Source organism: Paenibacillus solanacearum (genome assembly GCF_910593845.1).
Taxonomy (GTDB): Bacteria; Bacillota; Bacilli; order Paenibacillales; family NBRC-103111; genus Paenibacillus_G; species Paenibacillus_G solanacearum.
In genome coordinates, this window is record NZ_CAJVAS010000071.1 from 1 (window position 1) to 17,124 (window position 17,124).

Annotated in this window: 16 protein-coding genes; 4 read left to right on the forward strand and 12 right to left on the reverse strand. The window is 55.0% G+C overall.

The window, feature by feature from the left end:
* Positions 1 to 185 precede the first annotated feature (185 nt).
* The 5 genes from KXG62_RS32630 to KXG62_RS32650 form a co-directional block, all read right to left on the reverse strand.
* Positions 186 to 752 carry an outer spore coat protein CotE gene (locus KXG62_RS32630; protein WP_218096187.1) on the reverse strand — a complete coding sequence of 189 codons (567 nt, stop codon included), beginning with the start codon at positions 750 to 752 and terminating at the stop codon, positions 186 to 188.
* Positions 753 to 1,404: 652 nt separating this feature from the next.
* Positions 1,405 to 2,154 (reverse strand): ABC transporter permease, encoded by a 750-nt coding sequence (locus tag KXG62_RS32635; protein ID WP_246627749.1) that lies wholly within the window; start codon positions 2,152 to 2,154, stop codon positions 1,405 to 1,407.
* A 136-nt stretch (positions 2,155 to 2,290) separates the two neighbouring features.
* Positions 2,291 to 3,091: an ABC transporter ATP-binding protein gene (locus KXG62_RS32640; protein ID WP_218096188.1), complete on the reverse strand. Its 801-nt coding sequence runs from the start codon at positions 3,089 to 3,091 to the stop codon at positions 2,291 to 2,293.
* A gap of 73 nt (positions 3,092 to 3,164) precedes the next feature.
* On the reverse strand, positions 3,165 to 4,190 hold the full coding sequence (locus tag KXG62_RS32645; protein WP_218096189.1) for an ABC transporter substrate-binding protein: 1,026 nt from the start codon (positions 4,188 to 4,190) through the stop codon (positions 3,165 to 3,167).
* 260 nt (positions 4,191 to 4,450) lie between these two features.
* Positions 4,451 to 5,977 (reverse strand): carboxypeptidase M32, encoded by a 1,527-nt coding sequence (locus KXG62_RS32650; protein WP_218096190.1) that lies wholly within the window; start codon positions 5,975 to 5,977, stop codon positions 4,451 to 4,453.
* Positions 5,978 to 6,078: 101 nt separating this feature from the next.
* Here KXG62_RS32650 and KXG62_RS32655 point away from each other — a divergent pair, with 101 nt between their 5' ends.
* A complete protein-coding gene (locus KXG62_RS32655) occupies positions 6,079 to 6,420 on the forward strand; it encodes an iron-sulfur cluster biosynthesis family protein (protein WP_218096201.1) in 342 nt (113 codons plus the stop codon).
* A 75-nt stretch (positions 6,421 to 6,495) separates the two neighbouring features.
* On the opposite strand, the gene KXG62_RS32660 is transcribed toward KXG62_RS32655, so the two are convergent.
* From KXG62_RS32660 to KXG62_RS32680, 5 genes are all read right to left on the reverse strand, one after another.
* Entirely contained in the window at positions 6,496 to 7,059 is a 564-nt protein-coding gene (locus KXG62_RS32660; RefSeq protein ID WP_218096191.1) for a beta-class carbonic anhydrase, read from the reverse strand.
* Between the two features lie 138 nt (positions 7,060 to 7,197).
* Positions 7,198 to 7,821, reverse strand: coding sequence for a hypothetical protein (locus KXG62_RS32665; RefSeq protein ID WP_218096192.1), 624 nt, complete (start codon positions 7,819 to 7,821; stop codon positions 7,198 to 7,200).
* Positions 7,822 to 7,921: 100 nt separating this feature from the next.
* Positions 7,922 to 9,370, reverse strand: coding sequence for a sensor histidine kinase (locus tag KXG62_RS32670; protein ID WP_246627748.1), 1,449 nt, complete (start codon positions 9,368 to 9,370; stop codon positions 7,922 to 7,924).
* On the reverse strand, positions 9,360 to 10,121 hold the full coding sequence (locus KXG62_RS32675; protein ID WP_218096193.1) for a response regulator transcription factor: 762 nt from the start codon (positions 10,119 to 10,121) through the stop codon (positions 9,360 to 9,362). Before KXG62_RS32675 ends, KXG62_RS32670 begins: the two co-directional genes overlap by 11 nt.
* A gap of 24 nt (positions 10,122 to 10,145) precedes the next feature.
* The gene (locus KXG62_RS32680) at positions 10,146 to 10,709 is read right to left on the reverse strand and encodes a DUF309 domain-containing protein (protein ID WP_218096194.1); all 564 of its coding nucleotides are present in this window, start codon (positions 10,707 to 10,709) and stop codon (positions 10,146 to 10,148) included.
* Between the two features lie 163 nt (positions 10,710 to 10,872).
* Here KXG62_RS32680 and KXG62_RS32685 point away from each other — a divergent pair, with 163 nt between their 5' ends.
* From KXG62_RS32685 to KXG62_RS32695, 3 genes are all read left to right on the forward strand, one after another.
* Positions 10,873 to 11,310, forward strand: a complete 438-nt coding sequence (locus KXG62_RS32685) for a hypothetical protein (RefSeq protein WP_218096195.1) — start codon at positions 10,873 to 10,875, stop codon at positions 11,308 to 11,310.
* Positions 11,311 to 11,337: 27 nt separating this feature from the next.
* A complete protein-coding gene (locus tag KXG62_RS32690) occupies positions 11,338 to 11,613 on the forward strand; it encodes a YxcD family protein (protein WP_218096196.1) in 276 nt (91 codons plus the stop codon).
* A gap of 192 nt (positions 11,614 to 11,805) precedes the next feature.
* Positions 11,806 to 13,725 (forward strand): glycosyl hydrolase family 18 protein, encoded by a 1,920-nt coding sequence (locus tag KXG62_RS32695; RefSeq protein WP_246627751.1) that lies wholly within the window; start codon positions 11,806 to 11,808, stop codon positions 13,723 to 13,725.
* A gap of 120 nt (positions 13,726 to 13,845) precedes the next feature.
* Here the strand turns inward: KXG62_RS32695 and KXG62_RS32700 are convergent, their stop codons facing one another.
* Entirely contained in the window at positions 13,846 to 14,502 is a 657-nt protein-coding gene (locus KXG62_RS32700; protein ID WP_218096198.1) for a YheC/YheD family protein, read from the reverse strand.
* Positions 14,503 to 14,752: 250 nt separating this feature from the next.
* Positions 14,753 to 16,831 (reverse strand): thioredoxin domain-containing protein, encoded by a 2,079-nt coding sequence (locus KXG62_RS32705; RefSeq protein ID WP_218096199.1) that lies wholly within the window; start codon positions 16,829 to 16,831, stop codon positions 14,753 to 14,755.
* Positions 16,832 to 17,124: the final 293 nt, after the last annotated feature.

A 17,124-nucleotide genomic window follows, 5' to 3' on the forward strand; every position in this document is an offset into this window, starting at 1 on the left:
TCGATACGCTTTTACGCACAGATTTCGCCATACGCAAGTATCCAAGCTACACGGGGGCTTGGCCCCTCCCGCGACCGGACTTCCACCGGCAAGAAGATGCGTGCCTCTGGGCACGCCTGCACAAAAAAGAGGGCTGACGCCCTCTGCCGAATTGCAACCGCCCGACATATACTGAAAGCAGAAAATCAGTTCAGTTCATCGTCCAGCAGATCCGGATCGAGATCTTCGAAATCTCCGTCGCCCTCGTGGTCGAAGTCCACATGCTTGTCGTCGTCGTCATCGCAGCCGTTTGCGCACACCACAACGCAAACTTTCGTTTCGGCGATCATTTCCACCTTGAATTCCCGTTCTACGCGGATGACGACGCTATCTCCGTGGGAAGAGATATTCGCCTCTACGCAGTTCGGTTCTTGAGTGGCGACGGCCGACACTTCCGCTGTCGACGACTTATGCTTCTTATCGAGGTAGTGTAACGGCACCGCCTCAACATAAGAAATCGTTTCTTTCGCGACATCCGTCTTGGTATTCCGGTCGTAAGAATACCAAATGTTGATGTCGTAAGTACCTACTACCTCCACACTTTCTCCCGACTTCACCGCATCATATTGGTTGTTGATAATCCAAGCACCCAAAATACTGGTCGGAGCGTGTGGCGGAGTGACTGTGTTGGTTACTTGCGAAAATTTGCGTCCTTTGCCACAGACAGCCTTCGTATAGATCTCTCTGCACTGCAAATCTTTATCTAATGACATCCTGTTAACCTCCTCCATACAATCATTCATTACATTTGTATGCAGGACATTCGTCTAGTGTGATAACTTTTTTCAAATATGAAGGCGTGATAAAAAGATTATCAGAATCAAGCCATCCGCCGGCGCTGCGAACGTCCCGTCAAGGGATGTTTTTGTTTTTGGCGCCGCCTCACAGCCCGCTTCCGCACCGGCGCGTCCCCGCCGCCGAATTCCCCGGCAAGCCTCACCCGCTGCTGGCAGCACCTTCCCGAACCGGCTGTGCTCACCTCGGTGGTCTGCCAGCCGAATTAGCGCCGATGCCAGCTGCAGTGTGAGGCAGCGACTCGCCGGAACGCTGCGCGCAGTCTCAAGCTTCGCCATATCGCCGCCAAGGATAGCGCAGCTCCGCCGATGGCAGCAGCGGCTCGTGACGGCATCACTTGCCGCTGGCAAAGGGCACAGCGCTGCCGCTGATGCGCAATTCTCCGCATATGCTCTGCTCCCGTTCCTGCGGCAAGCGTCGTGTTTCTCGATTACATTCCCCGATCGCGGGCAATACCCCGCAGCAGCATCGATACGATCCAACAGCCGCTGCCGCTGATGCGCTAAGCCCTTATCATCAATAAACGGCCAGCCGATTTGCCGGCTGGCCGCGAACGCTTATCTTTCTGCGTCAATCGCGCTTTCCTATCAACTTTCCTTCCAAATAAGCAACCCCCTGATACATTAAGGTAGCGGCGATGGCGATGATAAACACGCTTCCGATCACGAGCGTGAAGTTAAAGACCTGGAAGCCGTAAATGATTAAATAACCGAGCCCTTCCTTGGAGACGAGAAATTCCCCGACGATGACGCCAACCCATGACAGACCGACATTCACTTTCAGCGTGGACACGATGGTCGGGTAAGACGCCGGCAGCACCGCCTTCATAAATACAGCCCGCCGGTTGCCTCCGAACAGCCGAATCACTTTCTGCTGGTTCGGATCGACTTCCCTGAAGCTTGTGTACACGTTCAAAATCGTAATGATCACGGTAATCGATAACGTCGTCGCGATAATCGAGAGCAGTCCCGGACCGAGCGCTACGATAAAGAGCGGGCCGAGCGCCACCTTGGGCAAGCTGTTCGCTACGACGAGGTACGGGTCGAGTACGCGGGATAGGAACGGGGACAGCCAGATCAACGCGGCGAACGCCGTGCCGAGCAGCGTGCCGAGTAAAAAGCCGGCGATCGTCTCCAGCACCGTTACCCATATATGAAGGAACAGCGAGCCGTCCGCCACTTTGGCATACAGCAGCTGAATGATGCGGTTCGGCGAGCTGAATAGCAGACCGTCGATCCACTGCATGCGCGCAGCGATTTCCCATACCGCAAAAAAGATGACCAGAAGTACGATTTGCGTAATGCGAACCCACAGGCTCATTCGGCGTTCCTTGCGGCGAAAGTCGGCGAAGACGGCTTCGGCGAGTCTATCGCCAACGCCTGACGCAGCCGCAGCGGCGCCGATCGTCTCGGCTTCCCCGCTTTCATGCTTACGGCGCTCCTCCTCCATGAATCGCTTATCCATAAGAAGCCCCCTCCTTCCCGTCGATCGCTTCGAAATACCCCCATAGCTTGCGGAACAAAGCATGAAACCCTTCCTGTTCCCTGGCATCGAGCGGCAATGCCTTGCGAATCGCCTCCGGCACTTCCACCTCGGTCATGATGCGCCCCGGGTTTGGCTGCATCATGACGACGCGATCGCTCATCGCAATCGCTTCGCTAATGTCATGGGTCACCAGCACGGCCGTCTTGTTCCGGCTCTTGAGCGTCTCCACGACAAGATCTTCGAGCTGCAGCTTCGTTTGGTAGTCCAGCGCAGAGAACGGCTCGTCAAGCAGCAATAGGTCCGGCTCGGTCGCCAGCGTCCGCACCAGTGCCACCCGCTGCCGCATACCGCCGGACAAGTGATGCGGATACCGGTCCGCCTGCCGGGCCAGCCCCATCTCGCCAAGCAATTCCTTGACATAAAGCTTCGACGTATCGTTCAGCCGCCCCATCAGCTCCAGCCCCAGCGCCGCGTTCTCGTAAATGGTCCGCCACGGGAACAAATAATCCTGCTGCAGCATATAGCCAACCTTCGGCGTCGGCCTGACGACCGCTTCGCCAAGTACCGTTACTTTGCCGGCCGACGGCGCCATCAGCCCGCTAATGAGCGACAGCAGCGTCGTCTTGCCGCAGCCGCTCGGTCCGATCAAGGAGACGAATTCCCCTTGATTCACAGTCAAGCCGACATCTTGCAGCGCCAAAAAAGCCCCTTTGGCACTGACATACACTTGAGATACGCCTTCCAGTTGCAGCGCAGGCTTCTTCACCTTCATCCCCTCCCTGTGCAAATAGACAGCAAAGGGCGCAAGGCTTATGCAGCCTCCCTTGCGCCCGGTGGTCGTTGCGTTACTTCACGTTCTGCTTCGCTTTCTCGGCGAATTGGTTGTTCACAAGCGCCTTAAAGTCCGCCCGCTGCTTCAATTCTCCAGCCGCTTCCATGACGTTCTGCAAGTTGTTCCATTCCTGCTCGTCAACGATCCCGTCCGTCGCGAAGGTGCCCTGATCTTTATATCGCTTTACGACAGTGCGGATGACTTCTTTATCCGTATCCTCGAAATACGGAGCGATCGCATCGGCAATTTCCTCGACGCTGCTTTTTTGTACCCAGTTTTGCGCCTTTTGCACCGCGTTCGCGAATTTCTGGATCGTGCCGCTGTTTTTGTCCATGAAGCTCTTCTTCGCCATGAAGACGGTATACGGCAGCTTGCCGCTCTCGACCCCGAACGAGGCGATGACGTAGCCTTTCCCCTGCTTCTCGATCATCGTCGCCTGCGGCTCGAACAGCTGCACATATTCGCCTGTGCCGGAAGCGAAGGCTGTCGGAATGTTGGCGAAATCGACGTTTTGAATCAGGTTCAAATCCTTTTGCGGATTGATACCGTACTTTTTCAGCGTGAACTCGCCGGCCATTTGCGGCATGCCGCCCTTCCTTTGCCCCAGGAACGTCGTACCCTTCAACTGGTTCCAGTCGAATTTGCCCTGAATGGGCTTGCGGGACACGAGAAACGTCCCGTCGGTTTGCGTCAGCTGCGAAAAGTTGATAACCGGATCGCCGCTTCCTTGCTGCGACACGTAGATCGACGTCTCTGATCCGACAAGCGCCACGTCAATGCCTCCGGACAGCAGCGCCGTCATCGTTTTGTCTCCCCCCGGCGTCGTCGTCAGCTCGATATCCAGACCCTCTTCCTTGAAAAAGCCTTTGGTGATCGCCGCATATTGCGGTGCGTAGAAGATCGAGCGCGTGACTTCCCCGATTCGCACCTTCGTGGCTTCTCCCTTGTTTTTCGGGCCGCAGCCCGTCAGCGCCACGGCCGCTGCAAGGCTTACCGCCAGCGCACCGGCGAGGCGCCTCTTCCAGTTCTTGCTCCACATAGGCCAGTCCCTCCATTGCCGTTTTACGGTTAATATCTAGGCGCTGCAGCCGCCGCAGCCGCTTTGTCCGGTGCGGAAGCTCCAGCATAGTTAGGATAGTCTATGCGATCGCCTATTCGATGGTGACTGCTCCTGCGCGCATCCCACGCCTTCGAATTGTCTAAATGCCGCGAAAAAAAGCCCTTCGAGGGGCATACCGCTATGCGCTAAGGTTGCGCGCACAAGCGACATACTCCCGGAAGGGCTTCTATACGATCGAACTATAATTTGTAGATGTCAGCATATTTGTCCGTCAAATAGGCCATGAGATAATCGGGGTTCAGCTCCTCGCCCGTCACCTGCGTGACGATTTCGGACGGTGTGAGCAGTTTGCCATAGCGGTAAATTTTATCAGCCAGCCAGTTCTTGATCGGAATCAGGTTCCCCGCCGCGACGAGACCGTCGAAATCGCCGAGCTCCCGCTTGATCGTCCTCATGAACTGAGCCGCATACATGTTGCCGAGCGCATATGAAGGGAAGTACCCGAATGCGCCGCCCGACCAGTGCACGTCCTGCAGCACGCCTTCGCCGTTATGGGACGGCGTTACGCCGAGGTATTCCTTATACTTCTCATTCCATACTTCCGGCAGGTCGGCCACCTTCACAGCGCCGCTGAACAGCGCCTTCTCGATTTCGTACCGTACCATAATATGCAAATTATACGTGAGTTCATCCGCCTCAATCCGTATCAGCGATGGCTTCACTTCATTGGTGGCGCGGTAAAATTGCTCCACCGTAGCGCCGTCGAACTGTCCCGGATAGTTTCGCTGCAAATCGCCGAAATACCGGCTCCAGAACGGGCGGCTGCGGCCGATCATGTTTTCCCAGAAGCGGGATTGCGATTCGTGGATGCCCATCGACGTTCCGGTGCAAAGCGGCGTCCCGATCAAGTCCGCCGAAATGTTCTGCTCATACAGCGCGTGGCCGCCTTCGTGAATGGTGCCGAACAAAGCGCTGTTGACGTCGTCAGGCAAGTAACGGGTCGTAATTCGCACGTCGCCCGGATTCAGTCCGGTCGCAAACGGATGCACCGTCTCGTCCAGCCGTCCCGCCTCGAAATCGTATCCCATCTGCTCCAATATGTATAAGCTGAATTTCTTTTGCTTGGCTATGTCGAACTGCTGCTTCAGCAAGCTCGTATCCGGCTTATGCGACGACGCTTCGATGGCCGCGAGCAGCGGTACCGCCTTTTCACGGAGTGCACCGAACACTTGGTCCAGCTTCTCGACCGTCATTCCCGGCTCATACATGTCGAGCAGCGTATTGTATTTATGTCCTTCGTAGCCCCATAAATCAATGAACTCGAGATTCATTGCCACGATCTTCTCCAAATACGGTTGAAAGCTCGCAAAATCCGCGTTATGCTTGGCGTCCTCCCAAGCCGATTCCGACTGCGACGTCAGCACGACGTACTCCTGATATTTCTCCGGCGGAATTTTTTTGCTGCGGTCGTATTCCTTCTTGCATTCGCTGACGATTTTACGCTCGGTCGCATCGAGCTGGCTGTCGATCTGCGGGTCGGTAAAATAGTCGAGAAATGATCCCATTCGTTCCGACACCGACATTTTGAACAGCTCGCCTGACAGTTCGCCGACCACTTCGGACCGCTGCGCGATGCCTTTCTTCGGGGCTCCCGTACGCATATCCCAATAGATCAATCCGACGGCTTCCTCATAGCTTTTCATCTTCTTCAGATATTGCTTGAACTCGCTCCGATTCGTCTCCAAATTTGCGGTTGTCACAGGCATTCCCCTTTCGTTCCAATATATCTTGATCATACTTGGTCTTGAAAACAGAAGCAAATTTACGCAAAGTGCGGTATCATAGGATGAAAAGGAGTGTGAAAGAAATGCATATCCGCTTTTCCGAAGAAGCTGTTCGGCACATTACGCAGGAGCTTTCGCGCGGCGGGAATGGCTGGGTCAAGCTCGTGTACGACTCCGAAGGCTGCGGCTGCGCTGTTAGCGGCGTCCCGACCTTTTGGCTGGTCGACGAGCCGGGAAGCCATGATCTGGTTGTGCAAGAAACGCCTTTTCGCGTCTGTCTGGACCGGAAGCATGAGGTGTTTTTCGAGGAACACATGTCGGCCGATTACAAAGCAAGCGAGCTGAGCTTCGTGCTGAAGAGCAGCGGACAAATTTACAACGCCCGCATGAAGCTGGTCGACCGCCGGACGGCCCGCGTGGAATAGAGCAAGAACAAGAAAAAGGACTTCCTGTGCGAATGCGGACAGGAGGTCCTTTTTCTTTATGTCTGTTATAAAGCGTTACTTCTCGTAACCTGCGTCTACGATATCGAGCCTTCCCGTTGTCGGGTCGATCACGAGCCCGTGAACCGGAATTTTCGGAACAAGCGGGTGATTGCGGATAAGGCTTACGCTGCTGCGGATGCTCTCCGACACATCGTCGAATCCGCGCAGCCACCGCTCGATATGGAGCCCGGAGTGCTCCAAAATCGTTAACGTATCTTCTTCGATGCCGCGCTCGATAAATTTGTCCTTCATCTTCTGCGGGTTGATGCTGCTCATCCCGCAATCGTAATGGCCGATGACGAGCACTTCTTCCGCCCCCAGCTCATAGATCGCGACAATGATACTGCGCATGATCCCGCCGAATGCGGTCGATACGACGCCTCCGGCCGACTTGATCATCTTCACGTCGCCGTTCTTGATGTTCATGCTTGCCGGCAAAAGCTCGATCAGCCTTGTATCCATACACGTCAAGATGACGAATTTTTTGTCCGGAAATTTGGACGTCAGGTAAGGTTCGAATTTTTGCTGCTCTACAAAGGTACGATTGTATGTAATAATCTCATCTAACAATTTGGTCATAACGGTATCTCCCTTGTCTCAAAAATTTAGCTATCGCTTGCACGGTAACCATGTCATTATTCTATTGTATATTTTTCAGCACATGGGTTCAATACAAGCCTTGCAAGTTTTCGAGAAAAATTTTGGGATACTCCGATACTAAGGCGCCAGCTTCGATTCGAGCAGCTCGATCAGCATCTTCTCGACGCTTTTCCCGCCGCTTGGCGCAACGCCCCGGTCCGTATGCTCCGCGCTCCGCGCACTATCGCCGGCCGTCTCTGCATCTTGTCCCCGCTCCATGCCGCGGCGGCGCTCGAACTCCTCGATTCTGCGCTCAAGCTCCTCGGGCGAGAAATGCTCGGGCGGAGGCGGGGGGCCGGGTCCCGGACGCGGCGGGTGACTAATCATTTGATCGTAGTATTTCTTTTGCTCGATCGTGAGCATCTCCACAATTTTGGCTTGATCGGTCTGCGCCAATTCCCCTTTGATGCTATTATTCCGAATCAGGGGGAGCATTTCCTCCGCCTGTACGCGCGTAAAGCCGAGCCCCTCTTTCTTGTCGATTTGCAGCAAATCCTTGAAAAACAGCACCATCTGTCTCTCGTTCAAGCTAAGCAGCTCGCCCTCCGGGCGTCGCTTGTCTACGATGCTCGGTTGTGCCGCCGGTGTTGCAAGCTGTCCCGCAGGAGCGTTCGGCGTGGATGAGGCGTGCCCCGACGTTCCGCAGCCGCTGCTAATGATCAAGATGGAGCAGTATGCCAAGAGCATGAAGCGTTTGGACACCCTGCCACCCCCTGTCCGTAATGATCCGTACTGCATTTACGGTCAGCTTACCGCATTTCTTTGATCAAACTGTGAGGGCTTTGTGAAAAAAATGTAAAAATTACTTTAGCAAGCGGGGAAAAACAATTTTAAACACCGTTCCCTTGTTCGGCTCGCTATCCACAGTGATCGTTCCCTTCATCCCGCCGACCAGATGCTTCACGATCGTAAGTCCAAGCCCGGTCCCGTCGAATGCATGCGTCCGCGAATGCTCCGCCTTGTAGAACCGGTCCCAAATGCGCTGCAGCTCGGCTTCGTTCATCCCGATGCCCGTATCCCGCACTTCAATGACGGCCTGCTCCGCATCTGCAGCCAGCTTCACGGTAATCGTCCCGCCCGCCGGCGTGAAGCGGATGGCATTATAGATCAAGTTCAGCATAATTTGCGAGAACCGGTCCGGATCAAGCTCGCACACGACCGCCCCGGATTGGCTTCCTGCGGCATCGGGATAAATCGAGTACAGCTGAAGCCCCTTCTCCAAAGCGGGCGTACGCACAATATCCAGCACTTCAGTGATCTTGTCCTGAAGTACGAGCGGCCGGGTGCGGAATACGTCCATGCCGTTCTCAATGCTGGCCAGATCGAGCAGATCGGCCACCAGCCGCTGCAACCGCTGAACCTCATGATCGCAAATCCGCAAGTAATGGGCGTACTTCTCTTCCGGGATGACCTTGTCGTTCATCGCCACGATCAAGCCGCGCAGCGTCGTCAGCGGCGACCGAAGCTCGTGCGAGACATTGGCCAAAAATTCCTGCCGCGTGTTCTCCCACTGCTCAAGCTGGTCCACCATGAAGTTGAAGCTGCGCGCCAGCTGCGCAACCTCGTCGTTGGACGAGATTGGAACCCGCGTCGTAAAGTCGCCGTTGGCCACCTCAAGCGCCGCGTTGTTCATCTGCTGCAGCGGTCCGGCCAGCTTGCGGGACAAGCTGTACAGAATGACGCCGACGGCGATGAGCGAGAAGAGCAGCGGCACAACGATATTCCACCGGACCGCGGCGATCGCTTCACTGATTTCCAGCGCCGGAATATTCATGATCAGCACGATCGGCTGGTCGTTGAACGTCGTCGGCGTATAATAAGTAAGCAGCCCTTCCCCGGCGCGAATGCTGTAGCCATACTTGCCGGCTACAAAGCCGCTATTGCCCTTCAACCCGTCGATGAACCATGGGTCCATCGATTTCGGAATCGTCGTATTCTCCCGTTCGGACGACCCGTTCATGATCTGGCCCTTCGAATCGACGAGCCACACCTCACCGTTGATGCCGCGGGCGACGATGCGAATCCCGAACCGAAGCTCCCGCGTCGAGATCGTCCCTTCCTGGTACGACGGAAGCATCTTGACGACCTCGGCGGCGCGCGACACCAGCAGCTCTTTCCGGTCTTTATAGAAGAAATCGGTAAAATAATAATTCCAGAAAATAGCCAGCCCTACGAATAATAAAATGCAGGTCACAAGAAACGATAAGAAGATCTGGATGTACAAGCTGCGCATCCATCTTCTAATCATCATGCTTCACCTCGAAGGAATAGCCGATGCCCCACAGCGTCTGAATCGTCCAGCCTTCATGGCTGCCGAGCTTTTTGCGCAGGTTTTTGACATGCGCGTCGACCGTCCGCGTGCCGCCGCTGAAATCAAACTGCCAGACGTAGCCAAGCAAGTCCTCCCGCGTGTATACGCGCGAAGGACTTGCCGCCAAAAAATGAAGCAGCTCGATTTCTTTGGGCGTCAGATCGATCCGCACGCCGTTCAGCGTCACCCTGTACTGCTCCAGATCGATCCGTAAATTTCGGATCGTCAGTGTCTTCGGCTTCGTATCCGTGGCCGTCGCCGTAGGCGCAGACAAGACCGGCTGCGTCATCGTGCGCCGAAGCACCGCCTTGATGCGCGCAACCAGCTCGTTCGGATCGAACGGCTTGACGACATAATCGTCCACGCCGAGATTGAATCCGCGCAGCTTGTCGATCGACTCTCCTTTCGCCGTTAAAAATATGACCGGCGTCATCCCTTTGGCTCCCGGAAGCTGGCGGATTTGGCTGCACAGCTCAAAGCCCGAAATGTCGGGCAGCATCACATCCAGCAATACAAGTCCCGGCTCGTCCGATTTCACCGCATCCATGACGCCGTTCCCCCTGTTCAATATTAGAGGTTCGTAACCGGCATGCTCCAAGTAGAGCCGGATCACTTCCGCGATATGCGGCTCGTCTTCCACGACCACGATTTTAACGGGCTTACCCACAAAGCCCGGCGCATTCTTGCTCAACCGTTTCTCCTCCTGCCAACTTGCTTACTCGCGCATAAAGCCTTCATTACCCTTCGCCTCCGACCGCAGCCGCTGCCTGTGAAGCTTCTGCCGTTCACGCTCGGCGATGACGTCGCTGCGATCACGCAGTTTGTGCTTGTCCAGCAACTGCATATCGGTCAGATCGCTCGGCGCAAGCCACCCCGCTTTCATCGCCGTGCACGCATCGCGGCATGCCTGCTCCAGCAGCTCGTCGCTCAGCGGAATGTCGATGTCCGCATACTCGAACACGTCCGTCCGCTCCAATGCGGCCAACCGGCTCGCCAGCCGGGCGCGAAACGTTAGCGGCTCAATACCGAGACCTTCCAGATGCCGATTCTGCAGGTGAATCAAGGCACTCCGCAGCATTTTCTCGCCGCCGCGCAGATTGCCGCGCCGCTGATGGTAGAACGAAACGGCGGTTTGAATCAATCCTTCCAGCGTTTGCCGGTACGGATGATCCGGCTGGGACTTCCAATACTCCTCCATCACTTCATGGCATTCGAAATAATCCCGCGGACCGTGAAAATAGGCGAGAAACTCAATATAGGCTTCGGGATAGGCCTTCATGACGAATTTCCCCCTCTATAATTAGATAGCAATAGCCTGTTCGTTTCAATTTCTATTCCTATTGTAGCAATTTCGTTTAAATTCTGAAACCATTGACTACATTATACGTAGTAACGAAGATAAGATAAATATATATTCATATTCAAAACGGGAGGATCAACACATGTTCAAAAAATTATCTCTGCTTCTGATGGCTTGCACCATCGCATTTTCTTTCACGGCACCGTTCCAGGCGGACGCGGCCTACAGGTCTTCGAAGAAAAGCTTCAACACCGGATCGACGACGCAAACGCCGAACAGCGGCGTGAATAAAAGCGAACCGGCCGCTTCCTCCAAAACGCCTAACTCCGCGACGACGCAGGCTCCTGCGCAAAAGCCGGGATTTTTCGGCGGCGCAGGCGGTTTCATGAAGGGCATGATGATCGGCGGTCTGGCCGGCATGCTGTTCGGCGGTTTGTTCGGAGGCATGGGCTTCCTCGGCGATATGCTCGGCATGATCGTGAACATATTGGCCATTGTCGTGCTGATCGCCGTCATCCGCAAGGTGTTCGTGTACTTCCGCGACCGCCGCAAGATGGATCAGGAGCCGCGCAGATATTAAGATGAAGGAAAACGAGGTTAGCCGCTAATGAGACTGTCCGAGCAAGATATTACCAATGCGATTTGCCTGCATGTTGCCGAGCGTAAGCAGCTTCATCCGACCCAAGTCGAAGTGGAGCTGATGTGGGATGAAGATTTGGGCTTTTCGGCGGAAGTGCAAGCCGGCGGGCGCAGTCAGATCTTCATCGCAGCCAACATCCTGGAAGCGATCGAGCGTTACTTGTTCAAGGAACACAATATGCGCGTATTCCGCGATCAAATCCGTCTCAACCTTGAGGATGAGATCGTCGCGGACATCGCTTGACGATTCGCCCGCCTTTAGCGGGAAAGCCTCCGAAGCCACGCTTCGGAGGCTTTTTTGTGCCGCCGTGTCTAGGATTCTATTAATTTCCTCGCAACTTCATAGCCCTTCTTGACGTTTAATAGAGTAGGCGCATTGGAGCTTCGTTCCAATGGCACCGGCTCACACTTCAAGAAAAGAGGCTGATGCATATTGATGCGCAAGACCCTGCTCACCTTGTCCGTTTTGTCGCTGTTCCTGTCATCCGCAGGGTCGGCGTTCGCGGCTGACAAGACGTCCAAATACCGGGTGTATCAGGACAATCACATTTTGTACGAGACGTCCGACTATAAAGCGGCCGAAACGTATGCCCGCCAGTACGCTTCCAGTCACGTAGAAGAAATCGGCACACGCAAATGGCTGTGGAACAATTACCCGCGCTTTAAGGTGTACCAGAGCGGCAGCAGCAGCTCCGCATGGGAATTCGCCTCGCTCGACCAAGCGGTCCGCGAAGCCGCCAAATGGGGACACGCCAGCGTACGCGATCTGCAGTCCGGCGGCTGGGTATGGAATAACTACCCTGCCTACCGCGTTTACCAAGGCGACGCCACGCTGGACTCCTGGGAGTTCCAAACGCTGGCGGAGGCGACAAGCGAGGCGCGCAAATGGTCCAACGCCCATATTATTCGACTGGAAGACCACCGCTGGGTGTGGGACAACATCGGCGCGGCCCAGAAAGAAGAGCTGCGCGGCGGCAGCGCCATGTATCAGGTATTTCAAGGGGACCATACGACAGACGATTGGAAATTCGCTTCCCTGGAAGACGCCGTACAAGAGTCGCTCAAGTGGGGCGGTTCGGAAGTCATCCGTACGGAATCGAAGCAAGTCGTGCTGTCGAATGCGAAGCGCTATGCCGTATACCAGTACGACAATTACCTGGATTCCTTTCTCGGGTTGAACGAAGCCATCGGTTACGCCACGCAATTCAGTCATACGAAAATTTTAGCTGCACCTGAAGGCGGCGGCCAATACCGCAGTATTTGGAATAATTTTCCTTATTATCAAGTGTTTCAAAGCGAGAACTGGATTGCGGACTTCTCCACGATCAGCAATGCCCTGAACTACGCCATGGGATATGCCAACGCCTCCATCCGGCTGTACGACAACGGCAACGTGATCTGGGATAACTGGCGGAAGCTGCAGTTCTGGGGCTGGAACGGAAGCTCGAGCGACACCACTGTGCGCGCACATGTGAACAACACAACCGGGCTGGACGTCGTTTCGCCGACCTACTTCCAGCTCGCCGACCGCGACGGCAATCTCACCGATACCTCGAATAAGCAAACGGTCGATTGGCTGAAAAATCAAGGGTATTCGGTCCATCCGCTCGTCAATAACCAGTTCGATTCGGCATTGACCTCGGCTTTCCTTGCCTCGCCGCAAGCGCGGACCAAGTTCATCAATGCGCTTGTGAACAAAGGTGCCGCGCTCGGTGTGGACGGCCTGAACATCGACTTCGAAAGCCTGAACGGAAAGGACCGCGCCGTCTTCACCGCTTTCATGCAGGAGCTGACGCAAGCGGCCCACGGCAAAGGGCTGACGGTCTCCATCGACTTGCCGCGAGGCAGCGTCAAGTGGAACGCCCAGACGGCGTTCGATCACGAGAAGCTCGGTCAAATGGTCGATTATATCATTACGATGACCTATGACCAATATTGGAAAGGCAGCACAGAGCCCGGCTCCGTAGCCGGACTGTCATGGGTCGAGGAAGGCGTTAAAGAGTTTCTGGCGTACGGCATTCCGCGCGACAAGCTCATCATGGGCATTCCGTTTTATGTACGCGAGTGGAAGGTCGATGCCAGCGGCGCTCTCGTCGACACCCGCGCGCTGCTCATGAAAGACTTGCCGGCGCTGATCGAGTCCAAGAAAGCGAAGCTGACTTGGGATGACCGTTTCGATCAGTACAAGGTGGAATATGCGCAGGACGGGTATACGAACGTCTTTTGGCTGGAAACGGAAGATACCGTGAAAACGCGTCTGGACATCGCCAAAAAGTACGACCTGGCCGGTGTCGCAGCATGGCGGCTCGGGTACGATCCGTCTTCGCTGTGGAACATGATGCTTCAGCAAAAGTAATCGGCTCTCTCCGTACTTCACACTGTTCAGTTACGTCCTCCACATCCGCCATGCTGCCAGCCGCGGATGTGGAGGTTTTTTTATCGCCAATAACCGGATGATTGAGACTGTAAGCTCACATCAATGCGGGTTGGTGTTCACCTCAAACATCCATATTTTCCCGTCCTTATCCAACCCATAGTCAAAACCGAGCTGCGTAATTCCCGGAAATTTCTTGGCCAATATTTTGGCTGACTTGCGGCTCAGCTTCACCATCTTGCGCTTCTTCCGTCTCGGATTGGTGTTCAGCGAACGCCGAATCGCTTCGCTGGATCTCATCAGATCGCCGCCCCGGCATATATTGGTAATAAAATAGCCCTTTCTCGCTACTTTGGCAACGAGGGCCGTAACCTTCCATTTATCGCCCTTGCGCACCAGCTTCACGCGGTAATCGACCGGCCGGCCGTCAATCTGGGCCAAATCGATCGTACGCTGCAAAATGTATTTCCGTCTTCGCTGCAGCCGACGCAGCGCGCGCACCAATTTGGAAAACTTTCCGGTTTTCTTCTTCATCCCTTTGTAGCGGATTTTGTAGCCGTAATTTTTGCGCGAAATCTTCACGATGCCATGACCTCCGGCGCTGCTGCACGGCTTGGCAATGACACTGCCGTATTGGGCGAGCATCTCTTGCAGCGCTTCGGGACTGAACTTGCGCGTCTCCGGAATCACTTTCGCAATGCGGTTGCTTTCGAGCAGCACCTTCGTCTTTTTCCATTTGCTAGCTACCGTTGTGGACATTGCTTATCCTCCTTCCCTGGCAAACAAACAGATCATTCCCTTGTACAGTATGCATTCGTTCGTCCCGATTCCCGTATGTTCGTCCCGGGTGCGGAAATAATACAAGCCAATTCTGAGGCGACCGCTTCTGTTCATTGGAAAAACAAAAAAATCGTCCTTCCCGGAATGCAGCCGCTCCGAGAAAGGACGATCTTTAAGTCTGTCAGGTGATTCAGCGCCGGACGCAGCCCTGCGTTCAAGCGGTACGGCTTTATGCTTCCGGCTGCAGCGCCTCGCGCAGCTCTTCTACATCGCTCACCGGCGAATGGCACGCAAAATTCTCGCACACGTACGCGGTCGCTCTACCGCCTAAGGGCAGCTTGTCCTGCGCCAGCGGAATGAGACGAGCAACCTCGGCCTCGCCATCTCCCTTCGGGTGCAGAATCGTAATCGCCTGCGGCAGAAACGTGCGATGCACTTCGCGGATCATCTCCTGCGTGTCTTCCTTCGCCGGATCTCCGGCGATGACAACTTCCATCGGCGCCCCAAGCGCGAAATCGAGCGCGATCAGGAACAGCGCGTGGCCGGCCGGATACCGCTCGACCGATCCGGCGAACGCTTGAAGCTGCAGCTCCGCCTTCTGCGCCAGCGCGGCGTCATACGTATAACGAGCCAGCTTGTGCATATTGAGCGCCGCCGCGGAATTGCCCGACGGCATCGCGCCGTCATAAATTTCTTTGGGCCGGGTGAACAGCTGCTCCCCGTCATGGCCATAGAAGAACAGCCCGCCCTTCTCGTCGTCCCAGAACAGCCGCAGCATTTCCTCGTTCAGCCGTACCGCTTGTTCCAGCAGCTTAATATCGAACGTCGCCTCGTACAGCTCGATCAAGCCCCAGACGAGGAACGCATAATCGTCCACATAGCCGAGGTACGCCGCTTCCCCATCCCGGTAGCGCGCGAGCAGCCTCCCGTCTTCCCGGCGCAGCCGTGTCAGCACGAAGTCCGCCGCTTTCCGCGCCGCCGCCGCATATTTCGGCTGCTGCAGCGCCTTGGCGGCTTTGGCTAGCGCCATAATCATCAGACCGTTCCAGGACGTTAATATTTTATCGTCCTTATGCGGATGAATCCGTTTCTCGCGATGCGCGAACAGCTTCTGCCTTGACGTCTCCAGCCGCTGCTTCATCGTCTGCAGATCCATTTGCTTTAAGCGCGCCGCCGACTCCACCATCAATTCGATCAAATTCGGAATACTGCGCCCTTCAAAGTTACCGTCATCGGTAATATCGTACACATCGCAATAAAGCTCGCCTTCTTCCTCGCCGAGCACTTGCTTGACTTCGCCCGACGTCCATACGTAGAATTTGCCTTCCTCCCCTTCGGAGTCGGCATCCTCCGCCGAGTAGAAGCCGCCTTCGGGATCGGTCATATCCCGCAGCACGTAAGCAAGAATCTGCTCCGCAACCTCGGCGTAGCGCGCTTGCCCCGTCGCCTGGAACGCCTCGATGTAGGTCATGGCGAGCAGCGCATTATCGTACAGCATCTTCTCGAAATGCGGCACAAGCCAGCGCGCATCGGTCGAATAACGGGCAAAGCCGAATCCGACATGATCGAACATGCCACCGCGATGCATCGCATCGAGTGTCTTCTCGACCATCGCAAGCGCTTTCGCATCGCCCGTACGCTTCCAATACCGCAGTAAGAAGGACAAATTATGCGAGGTCGGGAACTTCGGCGCTTGCCCAAACCCGCCGTGCTCCGCGTCAAAGCGGCTCTCATACATCGCGTAGGCTTGCTCCAGCAGTGCGTCCGACAGTTCCCCTTCCAGGTTGGCAATCAGCCGCTTCTTCGTCTCTTCGACGACCTGCTCGCCGATCTTGGCCACCCTCATCGGGTCGTCCTTCCACTTTCCGGCGATTTGCGTGAGTATCTCCTTCAGGCCTTGACGGCCGAATTTGCGCTCTCTCGGAAAATAGGTACCTGCGAAGAACGGTTTCTTTTCCGGTGTCATGATTATCGTGAGCGGCCAACCGCCCTGCCCCGTCATCGCCTGACAGACGGACATGTACAGGTTGTCCACATCCGGCCGTTCTTCCCGGTCTACCTTAATGGAGATGTAGTCCCGATTCAGCAGCTCGGCGACTTCTTCGTTTTCGAAGGATTCCCTTTCCATGACGTGACACCAATGGCAGGTGGAATAGCCGATGGATAGGAAGATCGGCTTGTTGTCTCGCTTGGCGATTTCGAAAGCTTCTTCGGACCAAGGGAACCAGTCGACTGGGTTGCGAGCGTGTTGGAGCAAGTACGGCGATTTTTCGTTGGCTAATCTATTGGGTTTGTTGTTCGTTGTCATTTGGGCATCCACCCCTTCGTTCTGTTACAATTTTTCATAAATAATGACAATCAAATGTTATCATATCCGCAGCATTAAATAAAAACCATTGAGGTTTTTCAGGAAAAAGAGGCTATCCCTTAGTCATTTTATGACTTTTGATAGCCTCTTCATATCCTCAACTATTGTTTTAAACTCAACTTTCGCAGCTTGAAATTGGCAAATAAGCCTTGATGTAGCTAGGCAAACCGGCAGTCCAATTCTGGAGTTGACGATGAATTAGCATTGAGATTCGCTTTCCTGCCTTCGCGGCA